The 20,860-nt window shown below is 74.5% G+C and carries 23 protein-coding genes; 11 read left to right on the plus strand and 12 right to left on the minus strand.

Annotated features, from left to right (window positions below; all coding sequences use genetic code 11):
- Positions 1-177 precede the first annotated feature (177 nt).
- On the plus strand, positions 178-1,581 hold the full coding sequence (locus FE634_RS15360; protein ID WP_138876388.1) for a WS/DGAT/MGAT family O-acyltransferase: 1,404 nt from the start codon (positions 178-180) through the stop codon (positions 1,579-1,581).
- Here FE634_RS15360 and FE634_RS15365 read toward each other — a convergent pair.
- A complete protein-coding gene (locus FE634_RS15365; protein ID WP_262347448.1) occupies positions 1,550-2,443 on the minus strand; it encodes an EamA family transporter in 894 nt (297 codons plus the stop codon). The genes FE634_RS15360 and FE634_RS15365 overlap by 32 nt on opposite strands.
- Positions 2,444-2,527: 84 nt before the next feature.
- Here FE634_RS15365 and FE634_RS15370 point away from each other — a divergent pair, with 84 nt between their 5' ends.
- On the plus strand, positions 2,528-3,415 hold the full coding sequence (locus FE634_RS15370) for a LysR family transcriptional regulator (protein ID WP_138876389.1): 888 nt from the start codon (positions 2,528-2,530) through the stop codon (positions 3,413-3,415).
- Between the two features lie 99 nt (positions 3,416-3,514).
- On the opposite strand, the gene FE634_RS15375 is transcribed toward FE634_RS15370, so the two are convergent.
- Positions 3,515-4,699, minus strand: a complete 1,185-nt coding sequence (locus FE634_RS15375) for a site-specific DNA-methyltransferase (protein WP_138876390.1) — start codon at positions 4,697-4,699, stop codon at positions 3,515-3,517.
- An 18-nt stretch (positions 4,700-4,717) separates the two neighbouring features.
- On the opposite strand from FE634_RS15375, the gene FE634_RS15380 reads away from it, so the two are divergent.
- Both FE634_RS15380 and FE634_RS15385 read left to right on the plus strand, forming a co-directional pair.
- Complete coding sequence (locus tag FE634_RS15380; RefSeq protein WP_187366724.1) at positions 4,718-5,461, plus strand: matrixin family metalloprotease; 744 nt, start codon at positions 4,718-4,720, stop codon at positions 5,459-5,461.
- Between the two features lie 27 nt (positions 5,462-5,488).
- Positions 5,489-6,781 (plus strand): phosphodiester glycosidase family protein, encoded by a 1,293-nt coding sequence (locus tag FE634_RS15385; protein ID WP_138876392.1) that lies wholly within the window; start codon positions 5,489-5,491, stop codon positions 6,779-6,781.
- Between the two features lie 9 nt (positions 6,782-6,790).
- On the opposite strand, the gene FE634_RS15390 is transcribed toward FE634_RS15385, so the two are convergent.
- A complete protein-coding gene (locus tag FE634_RS15390) occupies positions 6,791-7,339 on the minus strand; it encodes a hypothetical protein (RefSeq protein ID WP_138876393.1) in 549 nt (182 codons plus the stop codon).
- A gap of 48 nt (positions 7,340-7,387) precedes the next feature.
- Between FE634_RS15390 and FE634_RS15395 the strand changes: the two genes are divergently transcribed.
- On the plus strand, positions 7,388-7,960 hold the full coding sequence (locus tag FE634_RS15395; protein ID WP_137293785.1) for a mismatch-specific DNA-glycosylase: 573 nt from the start codon (positions 7,388-7,390) through the stop codon (positions 7,958-7,960).
- A gap of 46 nt (positions 7,961-8,006) precedes the next feature.
- Here the strand turns inward: FE634_RS15395 and FE634_RS15400 are convergent, their stop codons facing one another.
- On the minus strand, positions 8,007-9,263 hold the full coding sequence (locus FE634_RS15400; protein WP_137293786.1) for a glucose-1-phosphate adenylyltransferase: 1,257 nt from the start codon (positions 9,261-9,263) through the stop codon (positions 8,007-8,009).
- A gap of 85 nt (positions 9,264-9,348) precedes the next feature.
- Here FE634_RS15400 and FE634_RS15405 point away from each other — a divergent pair, with 85 nt between their 5' ends.
- Together FE634_RS15405 and glgA are read left to right on the plus strand one after the other, a co-directional pair.
- Positions 9,349-10,203: a family 16 glycosylhydrolase gene (locus FE634_RS15405; protein ID WP_138876394.1), complete on the plus strand. Its 855-nt coding sequence runs from the start codon at positions 9,349-9,351 to the stop codon at positions 10,201-10,203.
- A 42-nt stretch (positions 10,204-10,245) separates the two neighbouring features.
- Positions 10,246-11,433: a glycogen synthase gene (gene glgA / locus FE634_RS15410; RefSeq protein ID WP_137293788.1), complete on the plus strand. Its 1,188-nt coding sequence runs from the start codon at positions 10,246-10,248 to the stop codon at positions 11,431-11,433.
- On the opposite strand, the gene FE634_RS15415 is transcribed toward glgA, so the two are convergent.
- From FE634_RS15415 to FE634_RS15435, 5 genes are all read right to left on the minus strand, one after another.
- Entirely contained in the window at positions 11,378-11,878 is a 501-nt protein-coding gene (locus FE634_RS15415) for a hypothetical protein (protein WP_138876395.1), read from the minus strand. The two genes, glgA and FE634_RS15415, sit on opposite strands and share 56 nt — an antisense overlap.
- Before the next feature lie 130 nt (positions 11,879-12,008).
- Positions 12,009-12,773 (minus strand): hypothetical protein, encoded by a 765-nt coding sequence (locus FE634_RS15420; RefSeq protein ID WP_138876396.1) that lies wholly within the window; start codon positions 12,771-12,773, stop codon positions 12,009-12,011.
- 31 nt (positions 12,774-12,804) lie between these two features.
- Positions 12,805-13,470 carry a SprT-like domain-containing protein gene (locus FE634_RS15425; RefSeq protein WP_138876397.1) on the minus strand — a complete coding sequence of 222 codons (666 nt, stop codon included), beginning with the start codon at positions 13,468-13,470 and terminating at the stop codon, positions 12,805-12,807.
- Positions 13,471-13,480: 10 nt separating this feature from the next.
- The gene (locus FE634_RS15430; RefSeq protein WP_222847595.1) at positions 13,481-14,143 is read right to left on the minus strand and encodes an alpha/beta hydrolase; all 663 of its coding nucleotides are present in this window, start codon (positions 14,141-14,143) and stop codon (positions 13,481-13,483) included.
- Positions 14,140-14,319 (minus strand): hypothetical protein, encoded by a 180-nt coding sequence (locus tag FE634_RS15435; protein ID WP_137293793.1) that lies wholly within the window; start codon positions 14,317-14,319, stop codon positions 14,140-14,142. The genes FE634_RS15430 and FE634_RS15435 overlap by 4 nt, the downstream gene beginning before the upstream one ends.
- An 18-nt stretch (positions 14,320-14,337) precedes the next feature.
- Between FE634_RS15435 and FE634_RS15440 the strand changes: the two genes are divergently transcribed.
- Positions 14,338-14,961, plus strand: a complete 624-nt coding sequence (locus FE634_RS15440) for a C40 family peptidase (protein ID WP_137293794.1) — start codon at positions 14,338-14,340, stop codon at positions 14,959-14,961.
- 38 nt (positions 14,962-14,999) lie between these two features.
- On the opposite strand, the gene FE634_RS15445 is transcribed toward FE634_RS15440, so the two are convergent.
- Together FE634_RS15445 and FE634_RS21375 are read right to left on the minus strand one after the other, a co-directional pair.
- A complete protein-coding gene (locus FE634_RS15445) occupies positions 15,000-15,335 on the minus strand; it encodes a TraR/DksA family transcriptional regulator (RefSeq protein ID WP_187366725.1) in 336 nt (111 codons plus the stop codon).
- Positions 15,336-15,340: 5 nt separating this feature from the next.
- Positions 15,341-16,261, minus strand: a complete 921-nt coding sequence (locus FE634_RS21375) for an NERD domain-containing protein (RefSeq protein WP_222847596.1) — start codon at positions 16,259-16,261, stop codon at positions 15,341-15,343.
- 211 nt (positions 16,262-16,472) lie between these two features.
- Here FE634_RS21375 and FE634_RS15455 point away from each other — a divergent pair, with 211 nt between their 5' ends.
- The gene (locus FE634_RS15455; protein ID WP_138876398.1) at positions 16,473-17,141 is read left to right on the plus strand and encodes a hypothetical protein; all 669 of its coding nucleotides are present in this window, start codon (positions 16,473-16,475) and stop codon (positions 17,139-17,141) included.
- 18 nt (positions 17,142-17,159) lie between these two features.
- On the opposite strand, the gene FE634_RS15460 is transcribed toward FE634_RS15455, so the two are convergent.
- Entirely contained in the window at positions 17,160-18,452 is a 1,293-nt protein-coding gene (locus FE634_RS15460; protein ID WP_396954646.1) for a T3SS (YopN, CesT) and YbjN peptide-binding chaperone 1, read from the minus strand.
- Positions 18,453-18,643: 191 nt separating this feature from the next.
- On the opposite strand from FE634_RS15460, the gene FE634_RS15465 reads away from it, so the two are divergent.
- Both FE634_RS15465 and FE634_RS15470 read left to right on the plus strand, forming a co-directional pair.
- Entirely contained in the window at positions 18,644-19,219 is a 576-nt protein-coding gene (locus FE634_RS15465; protein WP_246060684.1) for a PadR family transcriptional regulator, read from the plus strand.
- Positions 19,198-20,742: an MFS transporter gene (locus FE634_RS15470; protein ID WP_138876400.1), complete on the plus strand. Its 1,545-nt coding sequence runs from the start codon at positions 19,198-19,200 to the stop codon at positions 20,740-20,742. Before FE634_RS15465 ends, FE634_RS15470 begins: the two co-directional genes overlap by 22 nt.
- Positions 20,743-20,860 lie beyond the last annotated feature (118 nt).

The raw sequence follows: 20,860 nt of genomic DNA on the forward strand, positions 1-20,860 counted from the left end.
CCGAGGTGTCCGAGGCGGTGGGTGCCACTCGACCCTGGGCGCCGGCACCGGGGGGCACAAGCCCTCTGCCGCAGGTCGAGGGAGAACCCGCAGCACCGGCGGGTGCTTGTGGAGGTCGTCACAGCACGCGAGGATCGCGGCAGCAGCCGACGCACAACTCCAGAGGGGGGCCTCGCCGTGGCCACGCCGATCGATCCGACCGCCGCCGGGTTCCTGCTCGCCGAGAACCGCAACATGCCCATGCACGTGGGCGGTCTGCAGCTGTTCAAGAAGCCCGAGGGCGCCGGCCGCACCTACGTCCGCGAGATGTTCCAGGCGATGAGCAGCCCCGAGGAGGTGGCCCCGCTCTTCCTCAAGCACCCCCACCGCTCGGTGCGCACCGGGGGCCAGCTCGTCTGGAAGCCCGACGAGCAGTTCGACATCGAGCACCACGTGCGCCACAGCGCGCTGCCGGGGCCGGGCCGGGTGCGTGAGCTGCTCGAGCTCTGCTCGCGCCTGCACGGCACCCGCCTGGCGCGGGAGCGGCCGCTGTGGGAGGCCCACGTGATCGAGGGCCTGCGCGACGGCCGGGTCGCGATGTACACCAAGACCCACCACGCGCTCATCGACGGCGTCTCCGCGATGCGGCTGCTGGCCAGCGTGCTCAGCACCGACCCCGACCAGCGCGACATGCCGCCGCCGTGGGGCGCCCGCCCGGGCGGCCGCACCCCGAGGCCGGTCCTCACCGACGACGGCGGCATCTCCGAGGTCACCATGACGGCGCTGCGCTCGGCGCTGGGCATCACCGCCGAGGCCGCCGGCATGCCGGGCGCCCTGGTGAAGACGATCCGCAAGGGCCTCAGGAACGAGACGTCGGCGCTGTCGCTGTACGCGCCGCGCACCATCCTCAACCAGAGCATCACCGGCTCGCGCCGCTTCGCGGCCCAGGACTGGCCGGTCGAGCGGCTCCGCGCGATCGGCCGGTCGACGGGCACCACGATCAACGACGTCGTGATGGCGATGTGCTCGGGCGCGATGCGCACCTACCTCCTCGAGCTCGACGCCCTCCCCGACGCCCCGCTGGTGGCGATGGTGCCGGTCGGCCTGAACGCCAAGCACTCCCAGGTCGCCTCGGCCGAGGGCGGCAACGCCGTCGGCGCGGTCATGGTGCAGCTCGCCACCGACCAGGCCGACCCGGCGCGCCGGCTCGGCACGATCCACCGCTCGATGAAGGACGGCAAGGAGGCGTTGTCGTCGATGACCCCGGTGCAGATCCTTGCCATGAGCGCGATCGGCCAGGCGCCGGCCATCCTCACGCCGATGCTGCGGATGCAGGGCATCGTGCGCCCGCCGTACAACCTCATCATCAGCAACGTGCCCGGCCCGCGCTCCACGCACTACTGGAACGGCGCGCAGCTGCTCGGCTCGTACCCGCTGTCGATCCCGATCAACGGGATGGCGCTCAACATCACCTGCACCTCCTACGACGGCAACATGGCCTTCGGTCTCACCGGCTGCCGCCGCACCGTCCCGCACCTGCAGCGGCTGCTCGGCCACCTCGACGACGAGCTCAGGAACCTGGAGACTGCGGCAGGGCTGTGACGACCTCCCTGGCGCCGGTGCGCTCGGCGCCCACCCCGGCGGCGACCACGAACCCGACGCCGAGCACGGCGAGCCAGCCCGGCACCTGGTGCAGGGCCACGAACCCGATCAGCAGCGCGAACGCGGGCTCGAGGGCCATCAGGGTGCCGAACGCCGCGGTCGTGAGCCGGCGCAGCGCGAGCAGCTCGAGCGCGAACGGGACGACGGGCAGCAGCACCGCGAGCCCCAGCCCGGCCAGCACCAGCTCGGGCGTCAGGTCGACGACGACCGACGCGCCGCCGAACACCGTCGCGGTGAGCGCGGCGACCGGCATCGAGACCGCGAGCGCGGTCAGTCCCTCGACCTGGTCGCCGGCCCGCTGGGTGAGCAGGATGTAGGCCGCCCAGCAGGCGGCGGCACCGAGCGCGAACGCGACCCCGATCGGGTCGGCTCCCCCGCTCCACGGCTCGGTGAGCAGCAGCACGCCGACCCCGGCGAGCGCCGGCCAGACGATCCTGGCGCCACGCCCGCGCAGGACCGCGACCCCCAGCGGGCCGAGGAACTCCAGGGCGCTGGCGGTGCCGAGCGGGAGCCGGGCGACCGCCTCCATGAACAGCATCGTCACGCCACCGGTGGCCACGCCGAGCAGCACGCACGACCGCAGCGCCGCGGCGCTGAACTGGACCCGGCGCGGCCGCACGACCAGCAGGAGGATGACCGCCGCCCAGGTCAGCCGCAGCCACGCCGTCCCCTGGGTGCCGAGGTGGTCGATGAGGCCGACGGAGACCGCCAGCCCGAGCTGCACGCAGAGCATCGACACCAGCGCCAGCGACGTGCCGGAGCGGGCGCCGTGGGCCGGGAGTGTGGGGGCGAGGGTGGTCACGACGACCACGATGACCCGACCCGACCGTTCGCGTCCACGCGTGGATGGTGGACACACCCTTCACCATCCACGGACAATCCGGACATGGACGTCCGTCGGCTGCGGCTGCTGCTCGAGCTCTCCCGCCTCGGCTCGATGCGCGAGGTCGCGGACGAGCTCGGGCTGACGACGTCCACGGTCTCCCAGCAGATCGCCGCGCTGGCCCGGGATGCGGGCACACCGCTGCTCGAACCCGACGGTCGCCGGGTCCGGCTCACCGCGGCGGGTCGACGCCTGGCCGACCACGCGGTGGGCATCCTCGCCGCCGTCGACGCCGCCCGCCGCGACCTCGACCCCGACGCCGAGCCGGTCGGCACCGTCCGGGTCGCCGGGTTCGCCAGCGCCGTGCGCCGCTCCCTGCTGCCGGTGGTCGCCGCGATCGGCGGGACCCACCCCGACGTCCGGGTGCGCATCGACGAGTTCGAGCCACTCGAGGCCTTCGAGCTCCTGGCCCGCGACGACGTCGACCTCGCCCTCGTCTACGACTACACGCTGGCACCCGCGGCGTGGCCGGTCGACGTCGACGCCCACCAGCTCTGGACGACGTCGTGGGGGCTCGCCGTGCCGGCCGCCGACCCCCGGCCGGCGCCGGGCACGAGCGCGGTCGACGTCGTCGCCGCCTACGCCGGGCACCGGTGGATCACCAACTCGCGCAACACCGCCGACGAGGACGCCGTCCGCACGCTGGCCTCGATGGCCGGCTTCACCCCGCGGATCGAGCACCAGATCGACAGCCTCGACCTGGTCGAGGTGCTGGTCGGGGCGGGGCTGGGGGTCGGCCTGCTCCCGACGGCGTGGCCCGCGGGACCCGACGTGCGGGTGCTGCCCCTCGACGCGCCGGCGATCATCCTGCGCACCTACGCCGTGACGCGCCGCGGTCGCGACCGGTGGCCCCCGCTGCGGCTGGTGCTCGACGGGCTGCTCCCCGGCTGACTCGCCGTACAACGACGTACACGACGGCCGTCCCGGCACTGCTGGATCCGCACCAGCACGCGAGGCGCCGGCGGGTCGACCACCGTCGTGTACGTGCTTCTACGACGCACCCTCGAGGTACCCGCCGCCGACGACGTCCGCCACCGCACGCAACCGGGCCCGGGTGACGTCGGCGACGGTGGCGTGACCGGCCAGGGCGGCGTTGGAACCGGGGCGGGTGGGCTCGCCCCGGTTGACCGACAGGCAGGTGCGGGTGCCGCCGTCCTCGGCGTTCGCGAGGGCGACCGCGTGACCGGTGGTGCCGCTGCCGGCGAACGGGTCGAGCACCCGGACGTCGGGCGGCATCGTCGCCAGGACCCGGCGGACCAGCCCGGTGGGCTTCGGCGACTCGAAGAGGTGGCCGACCAGCGCCTTGAGCTCGGCCACCGCGGTGTCGGTGGAGCCGACCTCCTCGGCCAGCCAGATGGTGCGCAGCTTCTTGCGACGGCCCTCGTGCAGCCAGTCGCGCTGGAAGACGTCGACCCGCTCCCCCGACCGGCCGCGGATCGTGCGGCACACCAGGTCGTCGGGGCGCTCGTCGATGCGCGGACGGCTCCAGCGCCACACCGCCGGGGTCCCGTCGCCGAAGACCGGCAGCACCTCGACCGCGCCCGCGAACGAGGCGGTCGCGACCCGCCCCGAGACCGGGTCGCCCCACACCGGGAAGTGCAGGGTCCGCGCGGTGACGGGGTTGAACTTCTTGTTCGTGTTGCGCAGCGGGAGGTGCCGGAACCGGCGGCCGTCGCCGGCGGTGCGCGGGAAGTCGGCCGGGTCGACGGTGTCGGTGGTGGAGGCGTCGAGCACGCACCGGGCGGCGTCACGGGCGTAGACGAGCAGGTACTCGTGCGAGGTCGCGAAACCCCGCCCGAGCTGGCGGCCCTTGGGGTTGAGGTTCACCACCACCTGGGCCAGGAACTGCTCCTCGCCGAACACCTCGTCCAGCAGCAGCCTCAGGTGGGCGACCTCGTGGTCGTCGATCGACACGTAGAGCGCGCCGGTCGGGGCCAGCACCCGGCGGATCTCCACCAGGCGGGGCCGCATCATCGCGGTCCACGCGGCGTGGCGGCCCCCGCGCCGGCCGTCGCTGCCCCGGACGTCGTCGGCGTAGGCGAAGTCGTTGCCGGTGTTGTACGGCGGGTCGGTGCAGACCAGGTCGACGCTGCCGTCGGGGAGGGCGCTCAGCACGTCGAGGTTGTCGCCCTCGACGAACCGGTTCCAGACCGGTCCCCGCTCCGCTTCCTCCACCGCGCCATCATGGACGACATGACCCGCCCCCGTGAGCGTGACCGGACGATCACCGTCGTCTCGCTCGTGCTCACCCTGGTCGCGGTCGGCGCCTACGTCACCTTCGGCAACAGCCCGCTCAGCACCCAGGTGCGCTCGCTGCTCGGGGTGGAGGACCGGGTGATGCCGCCCGTCGAGGCCGGCGCCACCGGGGCCCACGCCTTTCTCAACACCCAGCCGGGCAGCAACCGGCCCGTGGGGTTCAGCCCCTGCCGCGTGATCCCGTACGTCGTCAACCCCGAGCAGGCGCCCGACGACTGGCAGCGCTACGTGGAGGAGGCGGTCGGCGAGGTCAGCCAGCGGACCGGGCTCCGCTTCGACGACCGGGGCACCACCGAGGACCGCGACTTCGACGACCGGGGCACCGGCGGGGGCGACCCCGAGCCGGTGCTCATCGGCTGGGCCGACGAGGACGAGGTCGGCGAGCTCGCCGACGACGTCGCCGGTCTCGGCGGACCGACGATGGCCCAGCTCGGCAACCACCGCGCCTACGTCACCGGCTCGGTCATCCTCGACAGCGACACCACCGACCGCCTGGAGCGGGCCCGCGACGGCGACGAGCTCCAGGTGGCGCTGCTGCTCCACGAGCTCGGCCACCTCGTGGGCCTCGACCACGTCGACGACACCGGCGAGCTGATGTACCCGAACGGCGTCACGCGGGCCGGCTACGGGCCCGGCGACGTCGAGGGACTCGCCGCACTCGGCGCGATCCCCTGCCGATGACCCGCTGACTCTCCTACCCTCGGAGCCGTGCGCTCCCCCCGCCCGAAATACCGCCCGACCGTCCGCCCGACCCCGTCCGCGACCCTGCTCGCCACGGTGCTGGCCGCCCTGCTCGCGCTCCTGGCCCCGCTCCTGGCGACCACGACGGCGACCGCGACGGCGAACGGCGCCGCTCCGGCACCGTGGGCCGCCGACCGCGACGGCGCCCGCCCTCCCCAGACGAGCGACGGCGTCGTCGGGCCGGTCGCCCGTTGGCTCCCGCCGCGGCTGCGGGCCCGCGGCCCGCTCGCCGAGCCGACGCGGGAGTGGGTCGCGCCCGGCGTCCACCTGTCGCAGTGGGAGGAGGACACCGTCCGCGGCCGGATCCGCGCCCACCTGCTGACCGTGCAGTGGCGTCGTCCCGGCGTCTCGGTCGACTACGACAACGCCGGCCGGGTGCGCGCCACCGCGACCGTGCCCGAGATCGCGGCCCGCGACCGAGGCGTCGTCGGCGCCGTCAACGGCGACTTCTTCGACATCCACGACACCGGCGCGCCGATCGGCATCGGAGTCGAGCGCGCCCGCGGGCTGCTCCACGGCCGGCGGGTCGGCTGGAACTCGGCGTTCACGATCGGACGCGACGGCACCCCCGCGATCGGACGCCGCGAGGTCGTCACCCGGATCCGGCAGCACCCCGGGATCCCGATCGCCACCCTCAACGCCCCGAACGTGCCGGTCGACAGCATCGGGGTCTACACCCGGGCCTGGGGCCGGGCGGCGGGGGCGCGGGTGACCGACGAGAGCCGGCGCGGGGTGCGCGTGGTGCGCGTCGTGCGGGGCCGCGTCGTCAGCAACAACCGGCGGCTGCCGCGCGGCGTCGACATCACCGGCACCGTGCTCGTCGGTCGCGGGCACGGCGCCCGCCGGCTGCGGGCGTTGGCGGTCGGCAGCCGCGCGAGCCTCGTCTCCCGGGTCGAGGGCCGCCCGCGGATGGCGATCACCGGCAACGCGTTCCTGGTGCGCGACGGCGTGCTCGAGGCGCTCGACGACCGCGAGCTGCACCCGCGGACCGCCATCGGCATCGACCGCGACGCCGGGACGATCCTGCTGCTCGTGGTCGACGGTCGGCAGCCGTCGAGCCGCGGCTACACGATGCTCGAGCTGGCCGACGCGATGGTCCGGCTCGGCGCCGACGAGGCCCTCAACCTCGACGGCGGCGGCTCGAGCACGCTCGTCGCGCGGCGCACGGGCCTGGGCGTCGGCATCGTGAACTCCCCCTCGGACGGCGTCGCGCGCCGGGTCGCCAACGTGGTCGAGGTCCGCTACCGCCGTCCTCGTTGAGCGGGCGGGTCAGCCCCCGACGCTCATCACGGCGACGGTCGTGACCGGGGCGAAGCACTCGACGTCCGGGCCGGGGACCTTGCCGACCACGACGACGTAGACGTCCTCGGCCGTCGCCTCCACGTCGACCGGCGGGACGTCGCAGCCGACCGCCGCCACCGCCGCGTACGCGGTGCCCGGCCCGGCCGCGACGGCGGCCGCCGCGACCCGCACCTCCTCGGCGAAGGCGTCGTCGGAGAACTGCGCGACGAAGTCGGCCAGCTGCTGCTCGTCGTCGACGCGCACGAACTGCTCGGTGGTCGAGCCGCCGGCCGCGGTGGCGTGCAGCACCTCGACGACCTCCGGCGCACCCGTCGACCCGTCGGCGGGTGCGTCGGAGGGCTCCTCGGTCGGCTCCTCCGAGGGCTCCTCGCCGGGGTCGCTGGTGGCGGTGCTGGTCGGCTGGTCGGAGGGGCCAGGGTCGGTGGTGTCGGTGCCGGCGTCCTCGCTGCCGCAGCCCGCGACGACCGGGCAGAGCAGGACGCCGAGCAGGAGGGCGGGGCCGAGACGTCGTCGCATGGTGGTCCGACGTTACTGCCGCACCGGGGGTTCCGGCAGGCTGGCCCGATGGGATTCACCCGCGCCGAGCTCGAGTCCTTCCGTGACGCCGAGGTGCCCGACCTCCTGCCCGGGCACGGGACGCCGCTGCGGCTGCTCTTCGTCGGGATCAACCCCGGCCTGTGGACCGCCGCCACCGCGACGCACTTCGCGCACCCCGGCAACCGCTTCTACCCCGCGCTGCTCCGCGGCGGCGTCGTCGAGCGGCGCATCGACCCCGCGGCCGGCATGTCCGACGCCGACCGCGACCACCTCCGCGCCCGCGGGATCGGCATCACGAACGTCGTGCGCCGGGCCACGGCCAAGGCGTCCGACCTGACCCCCGAGGAGCTGCGGGCCGGCGGCGTCGAGCTCGCGGCCCTGGTCCGCCGTGCCCACCCCGCCGTGGTGGCGATCGCCGGCATCACCGCCTACCGGACGGCGTTCGGGCTCCCGAGGGCGACGCCGGGGCGCCAGCCGGCGCCGTTCGAGGGTGCCGAGCTGTGGGTGGTGCCCAACCCGAGCGGGCTCAACGCCCACGAGACGGTCGACTCGCTCGCGCTCGCCTACGCCGCGCCGGCCCGCGCCGCCGGCCTGCTCTGAGGCGCGCGGACCGGGCGCCGGCGCTCCCGGGCAGGTGGTCGGGGCCCTAGAAGGCCTGGTCCTTGCCGAGCACGGTCAGCCCGTCCTCGACCACGAAGCCGCGGGCGGCGTCCTCCTCGGGGTCGACGCCGATCCGGGCGCCGGGCGGGACGACGACGTTCTTGTCGAGGATCGCGTTGCGGACCACGGCGCCCTCGCCCACGTGCACGCCGTTGAGCAGCACCGAGCCGTCGACCTGCGCCCCGCCGAGCACCCGGACGGCGGGTGAGAGGACCGAGCGGGTGACGGTGCCGCCGCTGACCACGACGCCGGGCGAGAGCACGGCCTCGTCGGTGCGGGCCGGGGTGCCGTCGGCGCCCTGGACGATCTTGACCGGCGGCTGCGGGCCGTAGGAGGTGTAGATCGGCCAGTCGAAGTTGTAGAGGTTGAAGACCGGCAGCGGCGAGACGACGTCCATGTGGGCGGCGTAGTAGGAGCCGAGCGTCCCGACGTCGCGCCAGTAGCCGCGGTCGCGCTCGGTGGCACCGGGGACGACGTTGTCCTGGTAGTCGTAGACGCCGGCCTGGTCGCGGCGCACGAACGCCGGCACGATGTCGCCGCCCATGTCGTGCTTCGACCCGTCGGTGGAGGCGTCGCGGGTGACGGCCTCGACCAGCGCGTCAGCGTCGAAGACGTAGTTGCCCATCGAGGCCAGCACCTCGCCGGGGCTGTCGGGCAGGCCGGCCGGGTCCTTGGGCTTCTCGAGGAACTCGCGGATGCGCGACGGGTCGTCGGGGACGACGTCGATGACGCCGAACTGGTCGGCCAGCCCGATCGGCTGCCGGATCGCGGCCACGGTGCAGGCGGCGCCGCTGTCGATGTGCTGGGCGACCATCTGGGAGAAGTCCATCCGGTACACGTGGTCGGCGCCGACGACGACCACGATGTCGGGCTTCTCGTCCTTGATCAGGTTCAGCGACTGGAAGATCGCGTCGCCGCTGCCGAGGTACCAGTGCTTGCCAACGCGCTGCTGCGCGGGCACCGGGGTGACGTAGTTGCCGAGCATCGTCGACATCCGCCAGGTCTGGGTGACGTGGCGGTCGAGGCTGTGGGACTTGTACTGCGTGAGCACCACGATCTGGAGGTAGCCGGAGTTGACGACGTTCGAGAGCGCGTAGTCGATGAGCCGGTAGATGCCGGCGAACGGGACCGCCGGCTTGGCCCGGTCGGCGGTGAGCGGCATCAGCCGCTTGCCCTCACCTCCGGCGAGGACGATCGCGAGGACCTTCTTGCGCGGGCGGGCCGGCCGGGGAATGGTGCTCATGTCGGCCACCGTAACGCCCGATACCCCTCTCGTGGAGTGTCCGTCTCGGGCACTTCGACCTCATCCCCCACGAAGGTGGTCCCGCGTGCTCCCTCACCACCGGTCGGCTCGTCGTCGTCTCGTCGCCCTCGCCTGCCTGCTCGCCCTGCTCGTCGTCCCCGGAGGGGCCCCGTCGCAGGCCGGACCGGGTGACCCGCCGGTGCCCGACGACGACACCTTCGTCGGAGCCGGGGGCTACACCTACCCCCGCCCGACGAACGCCGCGAAGGTCTTCCGCTGGGGCTCGGAGACGTGGCGCGACGAGTTCGAGGTGGGAGGCGCGCTGCGTCCGCAGTGGCGGGTGAACCGCCCCAGGCGGGTGCGCGAGCAGCAGGGCCAGATCACGATGAACGCCCAGGCGCACACCGGCACGGTGAGCGTCACCGCGACCGACACCGCCGCCGCCTACGGCCGCTGGGAGACCCGGGTGCGGGGCAAGCGGTACGACCGGGGCACGCCGTACCGCTTCTTCTGGGAGCTCGTGCCGGTGCAGCCGACCGGGTGCCCCGGCGGCAGCGACCAACGCATCGTGATCGCGTCGTGGGCCCAGGACGACGCCCGGGCCGTCGGCGGCATCGGCGTCGACGCCGACACGGCGTTCACCTTCGGCGCCGACCTCGACCTGCGCATCGGCTACTTCCACACCTACGCGATCGAGATCGCCCCCGACCACGTGTCGTGGTTCGTGGACACGAAGGTGGTGCACACCGAGCGGCGTCCCGAGGCGCTGACCGGGGTCGTCTACCGGCCCCGGCTGCGGATGCAGGCGGTGCGCGGCGCGACGATGGCGCGCTCGCGGATGCAGGCCGACTGGGTGCGCCACTACTCCCTCGACCGCCCCGGCGCCCTCCCCGTGACCGCGCCGGCGATGACCCGGACCGACCTGGCCCCTCTCTGCTGAGCACGGTGCCGCCCGCGGGCGGAGTAGGGATAGGTTCCTCGCATGCGGGTCGACGTGCTGAGCAAGGAGTACCCCCCCTCGATCTACGGCGGCGCCGGGGTCCACGTGGCCGAGCTGGTGCGGGCGCTGCGGGCGCTCCCCGGGCTCGACACGCGGGTCCACGCCTTCGACGGTCCACGCTCCGAGGAGGGCACGACCTCGCACCCCGACCTCGCCGAGCTGGCCGGTGCCAACGGCGCGCTGCGCACGCTCGGCGTCGACCTCACCCTCGCCGACGCCTGCGCCGGCTCCGACCTCGTGCACTCCCACACCTGGTACGCCAACATGGCCGGGCACCTCGCCGGGCTGCTGCACGGCGTCCCGCACGTGGTGACCGCACACTCGCTCGAGCCGCTGCGTCCGTGGAAGGCCGAGCAGCTCGGCGGCGGCTACGCCGTGTCGTCCTGGGTCGAGCGGACCGCCTACGAGGGTGCCGCGGCGGTGATCGCGGTCTCGGCCGCGATGCGCGACGACGTCCTCGCCTCCTACCCGGCCGTCGACCCGGCCCGGGTGCACGTCGTCCACAACGGCATCGACACCGAGCTGTGGCGCCCGGCCCCGGCACCGGACCGCGTGCGCGAGCTCGGCCTCGACCCCGACCGGCCGTCGGTGGTCTTCGTCGGCCGGATCACCCGGCAGAAGGGGCTGCCGCTGTTCCTGCGCGCCGCGGCCCAGCTGCCGCCCGACGTCCAGCTGGTGCTCTGCGCGGGCGCGCCCGACACCCCGGAGATCGAGGCCGAGGTGATGGGCCTGGTCGAGGACCTCTCGCGCACCCGCACCGGCGTGGTGTGGATCCGCGAGATGCTCCCGCGCGCCGACGTCGTCGCGCTGCTGACCGCCGCGACCGTCTTCGCCTGCCCGTCGATCTACGAGCCGCTCGGCATCGTCAACCTCGAGGCGATGGCGTGCGACACCGCCGTCGTCGCGACCGCGACCGGCGGCATCCCCGAGGTCGTCGTCCCCGGCGAGACCGGGCTGCTGGTGCCGATCGAGCAGGCCGACGACGGCACCGGGACCCCGCTCGACCCCGACCGCTACGTCGCCGACTTCGCCGCCGCCCTCAACGAGCTCGTCGCCGACCCCGACCGGGCCGCGACGTACGGCCGCGCCGGGCGGCAGCGGGCGATCGAGAGCTTCAGCTGGGACGCGATCGCGGAGCGGACCGTCGGGGTCTACACGTCCGTGACCTGATCCGGCACGCGTCGAGGTCCACGACCGCGGCGGCCCCCGACGCGGCCAGCGACACCTCCGGGTCGGGCAGCAGGTGCTCGGTGACCCGGTTGCGCTCGACGACGACCCTGAGGTGGCCGTCGACCTCGACGCGGCCGGCGAGCCGGTGACCGCCGCGCAGGCCGGCGTCCAGCGCGGCCTCGAGGGCCGCCGCCGAGCTCGGCGCGAGGAACGTGCGCGAGAGGAAGCGCAGCCACGGCGCGACGTCGTGCGGGGCCGCGACGGCGCGCACCGGGTCGAGGTCGAGCCGGCGTCCGCCGGGGCTGGGCCGCCACGGCGACCGCGGTGACGGCTGGCCCGGCCAGAGCCGCCGCAGCCCACCATCGGCCGCGAACCCTGCGAGGAAGGCGACCTCGTGGCGCTCGAGCGGCGGGTGGATCGTGAGGTGGGGTGGCACGTCGTTCATCCGGGCTCCGTAGGCAAGACGGGCGCTGGTGGGTGGTGGAACGACCACGGACCGGGTCCCGTGCGGACAGCCGGTTCCTGCGGTCCGCTCCCTGGAGGTACCCGCGGGCTCCGTGCCACATGCGCGCGTCTCAGCCGGTGGGCCGTGGACCGCCGACGGGTCGGTCGAGGTGGCGCCGGGTGACGCTGCCGCCCGCGGTCGCGCCGAGGTAGCCACCCTCGCCGTACTCGTTACCGGCGTAGACCCGCACCCGGGTGCCGTCGTCGGGCCCGCTGGTCGGCGGGCCGCTGATGATCACGTGACTCACCGTGGCGTCCTCGACCGCGCGGAGGGCCTGCCGGCCCATCCGGACGAAGACCGCCGGGTCGACGTCGGCCAGGTCGACCCGGTCGTGGAAGACGGAGGTGCCCGTGGCGCCGGGACCGTCGAACCGGCCGTCCCAGCTGATCCGGACCTCGCGCCGGGTGGTCGCGTCGACCGGCACCTCGAGGTGGGCGCCCGTGGCGTGCAGCGAGACCGAGAAGACCTCGGTCGAGCCGGTCCGCCGCTCCAGGGCCGCCAGCAGCGCCCGGTAGCCCCGGGCGGTGAGGACGTCGACGGGTACCGGCGCGGGCTGCGCGCCCGGTGGCGGCCGGACCGCCGGCCCGTCGACGGACCCGTCGACCGCGACGTCCGCCGGCTCACGGCCGGCACCCGCGGCGGGCGGGTCGTCCGGCTCGCCGCCGAGGAGGGCGAGACCGGCCGCCCCGGCACCGCCCAGGACGCACGCAGCGACGACGACCGCGAGCAACGGCGAGCGCCGACGGGCGACGGTGGGCTCCTCGGGCGTCCGCGGCTCGGGCGTCCGCGGCGTCGCGCCGGGCTCGTACACCGGCCACTGGTCCTCGCCCGTCATGGCGTCATCGTAGGACCGCGCCGGCCGGACGTCAGGCCCGCTCGACGTGGGCGAACGGCACCCGCAGCACGGCGCCGCCGGCGCGCAGGTGGTAGCTGGTGCGACCGAGCTTGACCACCTTGCCGACCCGGCCGTGGTGCTCGCCGGGCGCGATCACGCGGGCGCGGGTGCCCGGACGCAGCAGCTGGAGTCGGCGTCCGGCGCGCAGCCGGGCGAGCTCGGCGTCGTAGTTGGGGTGCGGCTCGGCCGGGCGCCCGTGGTGGGTCCACGTGATCAGGTGCGCGAGGTCGAAGGTGCGCGAGCACTGGGCGCACGTCATCACCCGCTCGGGACGACGGTGCCGCCCGGTGGTGTGCCCGGCCGGGCACACCCCCAGCCACGGCGGCTCGACCCGCGGCGACTCCGGCGAGACGCAGCGCTCCCCGCTGCTGCCGATCCGCCGCGCCACCGCGCGCCACGTGGCGTCGTGACCGTGCGCGGGACCGGCCAGGGCGTGGGCGATCTCGTGCAGGATCGTGTCGCGGACCTCGGCCTCGGAGTGCAGCGTCGTCAGCGGGGCGCTGAGACCGAGCACCTGCGGTCCGAACCGGCAGATGCCGGCGCGCCGCTTGGCGCCGTCGAGCTCGACGGTCCAGTCGTGGAGGCCGTGGTGCTCGAGGAGGTCCTCGGCCATCGCGAAGGCGTCCCCCAGGTCCATGCCGCCAACGCTAGACGTCGCCGCCGACAGCCCCGCCCGCCGAGGTCTCGTCGGCGGGTGCGTCCAGGAGCGTCTCGACCACGAAGTCGGACGCCGCCCGCTCGAAGACCCGGCCGTGGCGCAGCATCGCGTGCTTGCCGTCGGGCACCACCTCGAACCGGACGTCGGCGGAGCCGCTCAGCCGCTCGGCCACCGCCCGCGCCCTCCCGATCGGGGCGACCCGGTCGGCGTCGCCGTGCACGAACAGCACCCGGCGTCCCGGCAGCGGCACGCCGTCGCTCGGGTAGACCCACGGATTCAGGGCCACGACGGTGCGGACGGCGTCGTGGGCGGCCGCGAGGAGCGCGGCGCGCCCGCCCAGGGAGTGCCCGACGAGCGCGACCGGCACGTCGCCGTACCGCTCGCGCAGCTGGTCGACGGCCCAGGTGGCGTCGTCGAGGGGCGTGCGCTCGTCGTCCCAGCCGCGGTAGGAGTTGAGCAGCCGGACGACGGCCAGGCGGCGCCCACCGGCCCGCCCGATCGAGCGGGCGACCGGGATCATCCGCACCACCGACAGCTGGGTGGGGCTCACGACCGCGCGCTCGCGGCGTCGGGCTCCCCCGTGCAGCACCACCACGGCGGCGTCGGGCGATCGCGGCGTCCGGACGTCGACCAGGTGCGGACCCGCCGTCAAGGCCTGGCCCCGGACCGGTCGTCGGGACCGTCGGACTCGGCGAGCCGCTCGTGCAGCCGCTCGCGCACCTCGTCCGGCGTGACCTGCGAGCGCCGGCGCTGGTCGCGCGCGATCACCGCACCGGTCGCCGCGACCCCGGCGACGCCGGCCAGTCCCAGCCACTTCCAGAGCTTCATGCGCAAGACTTCCTCCCCATGACCACCAGCAGGTCCACCAGCCTCGGCCTCGACGAGGCCGTCGACCTCACCCGGACCGGCGATCTCTGGCTCTTCCGCGGACGCTCCGCTGCCGACCACGCTATCCGGGTGCTCACCAACGCCCCCGTCAACCACGTCGGCATGGCCGTCGTCGTCGACGACCTGCCGCCGCTGCTGTGGCACGCCGAGCTCGGCAAGGGTCTCACCGACGTGTGGACCGGCAGCAGGCACCGCGGCGTCCAGCTGCACGACCTGCGCGAGGCCGTCGTGCAGTGGTGCGGCCGCTACGAGCAGCGGGCCTGGCTCCGCCAGCTCGACACCGTCGTCACCGCCGAGCAGGAGGCGGCGGTGCTGCGCACGGTCGCCCGGCTCGACGGGACGCCGTTCCCCTCCACGGCCGCGCTGGCCGGCCGCTGGGCGCGCGGCCGGGTCCGGCGCCAGGCCGGCGTGGAGATGACCTACTGCGCGGAGGTCGTCGCGGCGACGTACCAGGCGATGGGGCTGCTCGACGACGCCCGCCCCACCAACTACTACGACCCCGGCCGGTTCTGGTCGGGCGACGACCTCGAGCTGCTCGGTGGCGCCACCCTGGGTGAGGAGATCGCCGTCCACGTGCCGTGAGACCGGCGGCGTCGGGCGGAGGCGCGCGTGGCCGGGGCTCAGGCGCAGCCCACGCAGGTGCGCGCGCTCGGCCGCACCTCGAGCCGCTCGGCCGGGATCGGCTGACCGCAGACCTCGCACCGTCCGTGCCGGCCCGCGGCCAGGCGCTCGAGGGCGGCGTCGATCTCGGCCAGCCGGTCGCGGGCCTGCCGTACCAGGGTGTCGATCTGCGAGCGCTCGAAGGCGATCGTGGCGCCCTCGGGGTCGTGCTCGTCGTCGGCGTTGGTGTCGCGCGAGGCCGCCACCACCTCGTCGAAGTCGCCGCGCAGCCGGGCCAGCCGCTCGGCGGCCCGGCGTCGTTCGGCCTCGAGGGCGGTGCGCACGTCGTCGTCCACCCGCCCTACGGTGCCACGCCCTCGTCGTCCGCTCCGGCCCGGCGAGCCGCCCGCCGGGCCTGCCGGCGCTCCTGGGTGGCCTGCGTCGCCCTCGTGCCCTGCCGGTCGGGCCTGTCGACCGGGTCGGGCACCGCCGGGAGGTCGGGCGCGACCAGGTCGTAGATCCGGTCGGAGAGCCAGTCGCGGGGAGCGGGGATCACCAGGATCCCGAACATCGCCAGGGCCAGCACACCACCCACGACCCGCGGCAGGATCCGACGCGTCGCGCCCCGCGTGCTGCTCGACGAGCCGACCGGCAGGCTCGACCGTCGCAGCCGGGTGGCCGGCACGAGGGCGGCGCTGCGCACGCGCGGGGCCGGCGCGAGCTCCGGGAGCCCTGCGGCCAGCACGAGCGGAGCGGGCTCCGGCAGCGGCGCCCGGGCGGACGCGGCCTGCTCGAGCCGCCTGCGGACGTCGTCGCGGCGGGCGTGGTCGAGCGAGGGGCCGAACGTCGACAGGGTGCGGACGACGTCCGCGGCCGAGGTGACGACCACGCCGTCCAGGACCCGGCCGCCGGTCACGCTCCCCGAGAAGCAGAGGATCGGGATCGCCGGGCTGCCGACGACCTCGCCGACCGCACGGGCGACGTCCTTGGCGGCGGTCACGGAGGCGTCGCGGCGCAGGCCGTTCTGGCGCAGCACGCCGCCGGTCGTCGACACCCGTCCGCTCCACGCCTTCGGGTCGATGACGAACACACCGGGCGGCCCGACGACGACGTGGTCGAGGCCGGCGTCGCCGCGGCCGGGCCAGGCCAGGTCGCGGTGCACCGACCACGACTCGTCGAGCTCCGCCAGCGCCGCGGCGGTCCGCTCGCCCTCGTCGCCGTGCTCCCGCGGTGCCGTCGGGCGCCCCGACCGGACCGCTCCGTCCCGGTTCCGGGTGGCCACTGCCCCCGTCGCCTCTACTGCCATGTGGTGTTGTCCCTCCCCCGCCACCCCCGGCGGGGATGGTCGCAGGAGTCATCGGCCCGGGCCCGAGGCGGGTTGAGAACCGGTGCAGACCAGCAACCCGGCGACGCCTCGTCGTATCAGGGCGGCGGCGGGGGCCTCTGTAGGGCAGACGCGGACACGAAGCCCGCACACCGACCAAGGAGTCACCATGACCACCAGCACCACCCACCCCCGCCGTCGCCGTCTCACCGCCGGTGGGATCGGACTCGTCTGCGGCGTCGCCGCCCTGAGTGTCTCGCTCGGCGTGCCGAGCGAGGCCGCCAAGCTCATCACGGGCAAGGACGTCAAGAACTCCTCGCTGACCGGCAAGGACGTCAAGAAGGACTCGCTGACCGGGAGCGACGTCAAGGAGAAGACGCTCCAGGGCGTCCTCAAGTCCGGGCAGGTCGCGGCCTTCGGCGACGCGGAGTCGGTCAGCATCGACAACTTCGTGACGGCAGCGTTCACCCCGGTCGTCTCGACGGCGGTCACGGCGCCGACGTCGGGGGTCCTCTACATCACCGGCACCCTCTCGTCGGAGGACGACATCACCATCCCGGGCTCCGGACGGCTGCAGTACGGACTCAGCCTCGACGGGAGCCAGCTCAGCGACGGGGTGCACGCCCTCGACTACGACAACGAGACGGTGGGCAACGACGACTCGGGTGCGGCGACGGCCGTGGTCCCGGTCTCCGCGGGCAGCCACACCGTGGCGCTGACGGCGAGGAACCTGGGCGGCGGCAGCTTCATCCTCGCCCGGGAGGTCTCGGTCATGTTCGTGCCGAGCGGCTCCGGCTTCACCCCGCCCGCCAAGCCCTCCGCCCCGAAGTCGCAGTAGCACCCCGGCGCACCGCCGTCAGGCGCTCCAGCCGAGGTCGAGGGCGTCCTCGCCCAGGTCGGCGTCGCCGAGGAGCGAGGACTGCACCGACCGCGGCCGCGGCGACAGCACCGTCGGCTGCTCGACGTGCCCGTCGGAGACCAGGCGCAGGGCCTGGCGCAGCGCGGTGAGGACGACGTCCGGGTCGTGCTCGCCGCAGCCCTGCTGCCCGCTGCGGAGCCGCACGATCTGCCGGATGAGCTCGAGCCGGTCGTGGCCGAAGAGCCCTGCCACGGTGGCGGCCCGTGGACGACCCAGGTGGCACAGCTCGAGGAGGCCGGCCAGCACCAGGTCGGGCTCGTGCTCGCCGGTGTGGTCGCCGGTGTGGTCGGGCGTGTGCTCGGCAGTGGGGGCCGGTGGCGGCAGCGGCTGGAGGAATCGACGTCCGCCGACCCGGGCGACGAGCTCGCCGGAGAGCCGGTCGAGGTCGTCGAGGAAGAGGTCGACCAGCACCCTCAGCTGGCTGGCGACGAAGGGCACCGCGACGACCTCGTGGACCATCACGACGGTCGCGTCGCGGTGGACGAACTTCCAGGTAGGGTGCGCGGCGTTGAGCAGGCCGGCCTCGAGCGAGAGCCGGTCGGCCTCGACGGGGTCGACGACGAGCTCGGCGTACAGCTCCACGACCGGCCGGCCGGGCAGGACCCGCACGTAGAGCGCGCTCTCCCCGTCGCGCACCGGGATGTCGCCGTCGGCGTCGTGCCGGAGGTCGGGGAAGACCACCCGCATCGCGGCGTCGACCATCGACTGCAGGTGCTCGCGGTCGCGAGGCACCTCGACGACGTCGCCGGTCGGCCCGGGGTCGGCGGGGCGGTCGGGGGCGGACGGCGTCCACGCGACGGAGCCGGGGTCGACCTCGAGCCCGCCGGCCGCGAGGAACGCGGGGTGCGGGACGCCGTGGACCTCCCGCAGGGTGCCGACCAGCAGGACGGCGACCCGGTCGGCCTCGCGCCGCTCGGCCATCTGGTGGGGGTGCTCCCCGCCGGTCTCGTCGAGGGGTGCCGGCCAGCCGAGCCGCTCCAGCAGCCGCGCCCGGACGTCGTCGGCGGTGACCCGCCGGTCGGGCCGGGCGTCGAGCACGACCTCGAGCCGCACGAGTCCGTCCGCCAGCGCCGAGACCAGCACCGCGGGGGCCGCGGCGTCGTCGTCGCCCCCGAGCGCTTCGGGCACCGCGAGGACGAGCGAGTCGTCGCCGGCCATGGCCGCCACGTGGTCGGCCAGCCGACCGCGGAACGACGTCCACGCCGCCTCGGTTGCTGCCGTCAGGTCCATGTCCGTCACCGCGCGCTCCGCTCTCTCGTCCTGGGCTGCGGACGCTAGTCGCGACCACCGACACTCCCTCGGTCACGCGGCCCGGCCGGCGTCGCGGAGCCGCAGTCGGCGAGCGGTGGGGAGCTCCCGGGTTTGACCGACGCCCGCCGGCGCCATATGTTCCACCTGGAATAATCCGCGCGGGCTGAGGAGTGAGTGTCGTCGCCCTGACTCCCCTGGCCGTCTCGGCCCTGGCCCTGCTGGCCGAGCGGCCGATGCACCCCTACGAGATGTACCAGCTGCTGCTCGAGCGGCACGAGGACCGGTTCGTCAAGATCCGGCCCGGCTCGCTCTACCACGCGGTCCAGCGGCTCGAGGCTGAGCGGCTGGTCGAGGCGACGGGCACCGACCGCGACGGCAACCGGCCCGAGCGGACGACGTACGCCATCACCGCCGGGGGCCGCGTGGCGATGACGGAGCGGATCCGCGAGATCCTCCAGCGGCCCGTGCGCGAGTACCCGCACCTGCCCCTCGCCCTCGCCGAGGCGCACAACGTGCCGGCCGAGCAGGTCGCCGCCGACCTGCGGCAGTACCTCGCCGCGCTCGACGACGACATCGCCGAGCTGGCGGACGTCCTGCGCGCCGCCCGCGGCCGGGGCAAGCCCGAGACCTACCTGGTCGGCGGCGACTACCTCCTGACCATGACCACCGCCCAGCGCGACTGGATCGCGCTCCTCATCACCCGCATCGACACCGAGGACTTCGCATGGCAACCGCACCTGGCGTGAGGGACACCCCGCCGCCCGACAAGGCACCCGACCTGCCGGCCGACTACAAGCCGTGGCCGGCGCTGCTGGCCATGGTGGTCGGCTTCTTCATGATCCTGGTCGACAACACGATCGTGTCGGTCGCGACGCCGGCGATCATGCAGGACCTCCGCACCGACTACAACGCCGTCATCTGGGTCACCAGCGCCTACCTGCTCGCCTACGCCGTGCCGCTGCTGGTCACCGGCCGCCTCGGCGACCGGTTCGGGCCGAAGAACGTCTACCTCGCCGGCCTCGTCGTGTTCACCCTCGCCTCGCTGTGGTGCGGCCTGACCGACTCCATCGAGATGCTCATCCTCGCCCGCGTCGTGCAGGGCTTTGGCGCGGCGATGATCACGCCCCAGACGATGGCGGTGATCACCCGGACCTTCCCGCCGGCCAAGCGCGGCGGGGCGATGGCCCTGTGGGGCGCCACGGCCGGCGTCGCGACGCTCGTCGGGCCGATCCTCGGCGGCGTCCTGGTCGACTCCCTCGGGTGGGAGTGGATCTTCATCGTCAACGTGCCGATCGGCGTGATCGGCTTCGTGCTGGCCTGGCGCCTGGTGCCCGTGCTGCCGACCCACACCCACTCCTTCGACTGGCTCGGCGTCGCACTGAGCGGCATCGGGGTGTTCCTGGTCGTCTTCGGCATCCAGGAGGGCGAGAAGTACGACTGGGGCCAGATCGAGGGCCTCATCAGCGTCCCGCTGCTCATCGTCGTCGGCGTGGTCGTGTTCGCGGCGTTCGTGTTCTGGCAGAGCCGGATCAAGGCCGAGCCGCTCGTGCCGCTCGGCCTCTTCCGCGACCGCAACTTCTCCCTCGGCAACGGCGGCATCGCCCTGGTCTCGCTCGGCATCACCTCGATGTCGCTGCCGTTCTTCTTCTACGCCCAGGGCGTCCGCGGCTGGAGCCCCACCGAGTCGGCGCTGCTGATGGCGCCGATGGCCGTGGTGCTGATGATCCTGTCGCCGTTCGTCGGCAAGCTCGTCGACCGCACCCACCCCCGCAACATCACCGTGGTCGGCTTCGGCACCGCGGCGGTGGCGATGTTCTGGCTCTCGCAGCTCATCGAGCCGACCACGCCGGTCTGGCAGCTCTGCCTGCCGATGGCCCTGTTCGGCGTGTCCAACGCCTGCCTCTGGGCCCCGCTGAGCGCGACCGCGACCCGCAACCTGCCGATGGCCTCGGCCGGGTCGGGCGCCGGCGTCTACAACACGACCCGCCAGGTCGGCGCCGTGCTCGGCAGCGCCGCGATCGCGGCCCTGATCCAGGGCCGGCTCACCGCCAACGGCATCGAGGGCTCCTCCCAGGACCTGCAGGCCGCCGGCGACACGATGCCGTCGTTCATCCAGGGACCCTTCTCCCAGGCGATGTCGCAGACGCTCTACCTCCCGGTCGGCGCGTTCCTCATCGGGCTGGTGCTGGTGCTGTTCCTCGCCAAGCCCTCGCACGCCGGTCACGGGCGCGCGCCGGAGGCCAAGGCGGACTCGGTCGCCACCCCCTAGCGCCGGCCCCCACCCCGGAGGTTGAGCAAGCGAGCCCCGGCGAGCGCCGACGAAACCCCGGAACCACCGGAGGTTGAGCAAGCGAGCCTCGGCGAGCGCCGACGAAACCCCGGGACGC

Origin of the sequence: Nocardioides sp. S-1144, assembly GCF_005954645.2 — a bacterium.
Lineage (GTDB): Bacteria > Actinomycetota > Actinomycetes > Propionibacteriales > Nocardioidaceae > Nocardioides > Nocardioides dongxiaopingii.

Bases quoted from the DNA above. Each gene is read 5' to 3' on its own strand.
- FE634_RS15440 (WP_137293794.1), top strand. From the start codon at position 14,338: ATGACCACCAGCAGGTCCACCAGCCTCGGCCTCGACGAGGCCGTCGAC.
- FE634_RS15425 (WP_138876397.1), bottom strand. From the start codon at position 13,470: ATGGACCTGGGGGACGCCTTCGCGATGGCCGAGGACCTCCTCGAGCAC.
- FE634_RS15415 (WP_138876395.1), bottom strand. From the start codon at position 11,878: ATGAACGACGTGCCACCCCACCTCACGATCCACCCGCCGCTCGAGCGC.
- FE634_RS15420 (WP_138876396.1), bottom strand. From the start codon at position 12,773: ATGACGGGCGAGGACCAGTGGCCGGTGTACGAGCCCGGCGCGACGCCG.
- FE634_RS15370 (WP_138876389.1), top strand. From the start codon at position 2,528: ATGGACGTCCGTCGGCTGCGGCTGCTGCTCGAGCTCTCCCGCCTCGGC.
- glgA (WP_137293788.1), top strand. From the start codon at position 10,246: ATGCGGGTCGACGTGCTGAGCAAGGAGTACCCCCCCTCGATCTACGGC.
- FE634_RS15395 (WP_137293785.1), top strand. From the start codon at position 7,388: ATGGGATTCACCCGCGCCGAGCTCGAGTCCTTCCGTGACGCCGAGGTG.
- FE634_RS15435 (WP_137293793.1), bottom strand. From the start codon at position 14,319: ATGAAGCTCTGGAAGTGGCTGGGACTGGCCGGCGTCGCCGGGGTCGCG.
- FE634_RS15460 (WP_396954646.1), bottom strand. From the start codon at position 18,452: ATGGACCTGACGGCAGCAACCGAGGCGGCGTGGACGTCGTTCCGCGGT.
- FE634_RS15470 (WP_138876400.1), top strand. From the start codon at position 19,198: ATGGCAACCGCACCTGGCGTGAGGGACACCCCGCCGCCCGACAAGGCA.
- FE634_RS15390 (WP_138876393.1), bottom strand. From the start codon at position 7,339: ATGCGACGACGTCTCGGCCCCGCCCTCCTGCTCGGCGTCCTGCTCTGC.
- FE634_RS15400 (WP_137293786.1), bottom strand. From the start codon at position 9,263: ATGAGCACCATTCCCCGGCCGGCCCGCCCGCGCAAGAAGGTCCTCGCG.
- FE634_RS15380 (WP_187366724.1), top strand. From the start codon at position 4,718: ATGACCCGCCCCCGTGAGCGTGACCGGACGATCACCGTCGTCTCGCTC.
- FE634_RS15455 (WP_138876398.1), top strand. From the start codon at position 16,473: ATGACCACCAGCACCACCCACCCCCGCCGTCGCCGTCTCACCGCCGGT.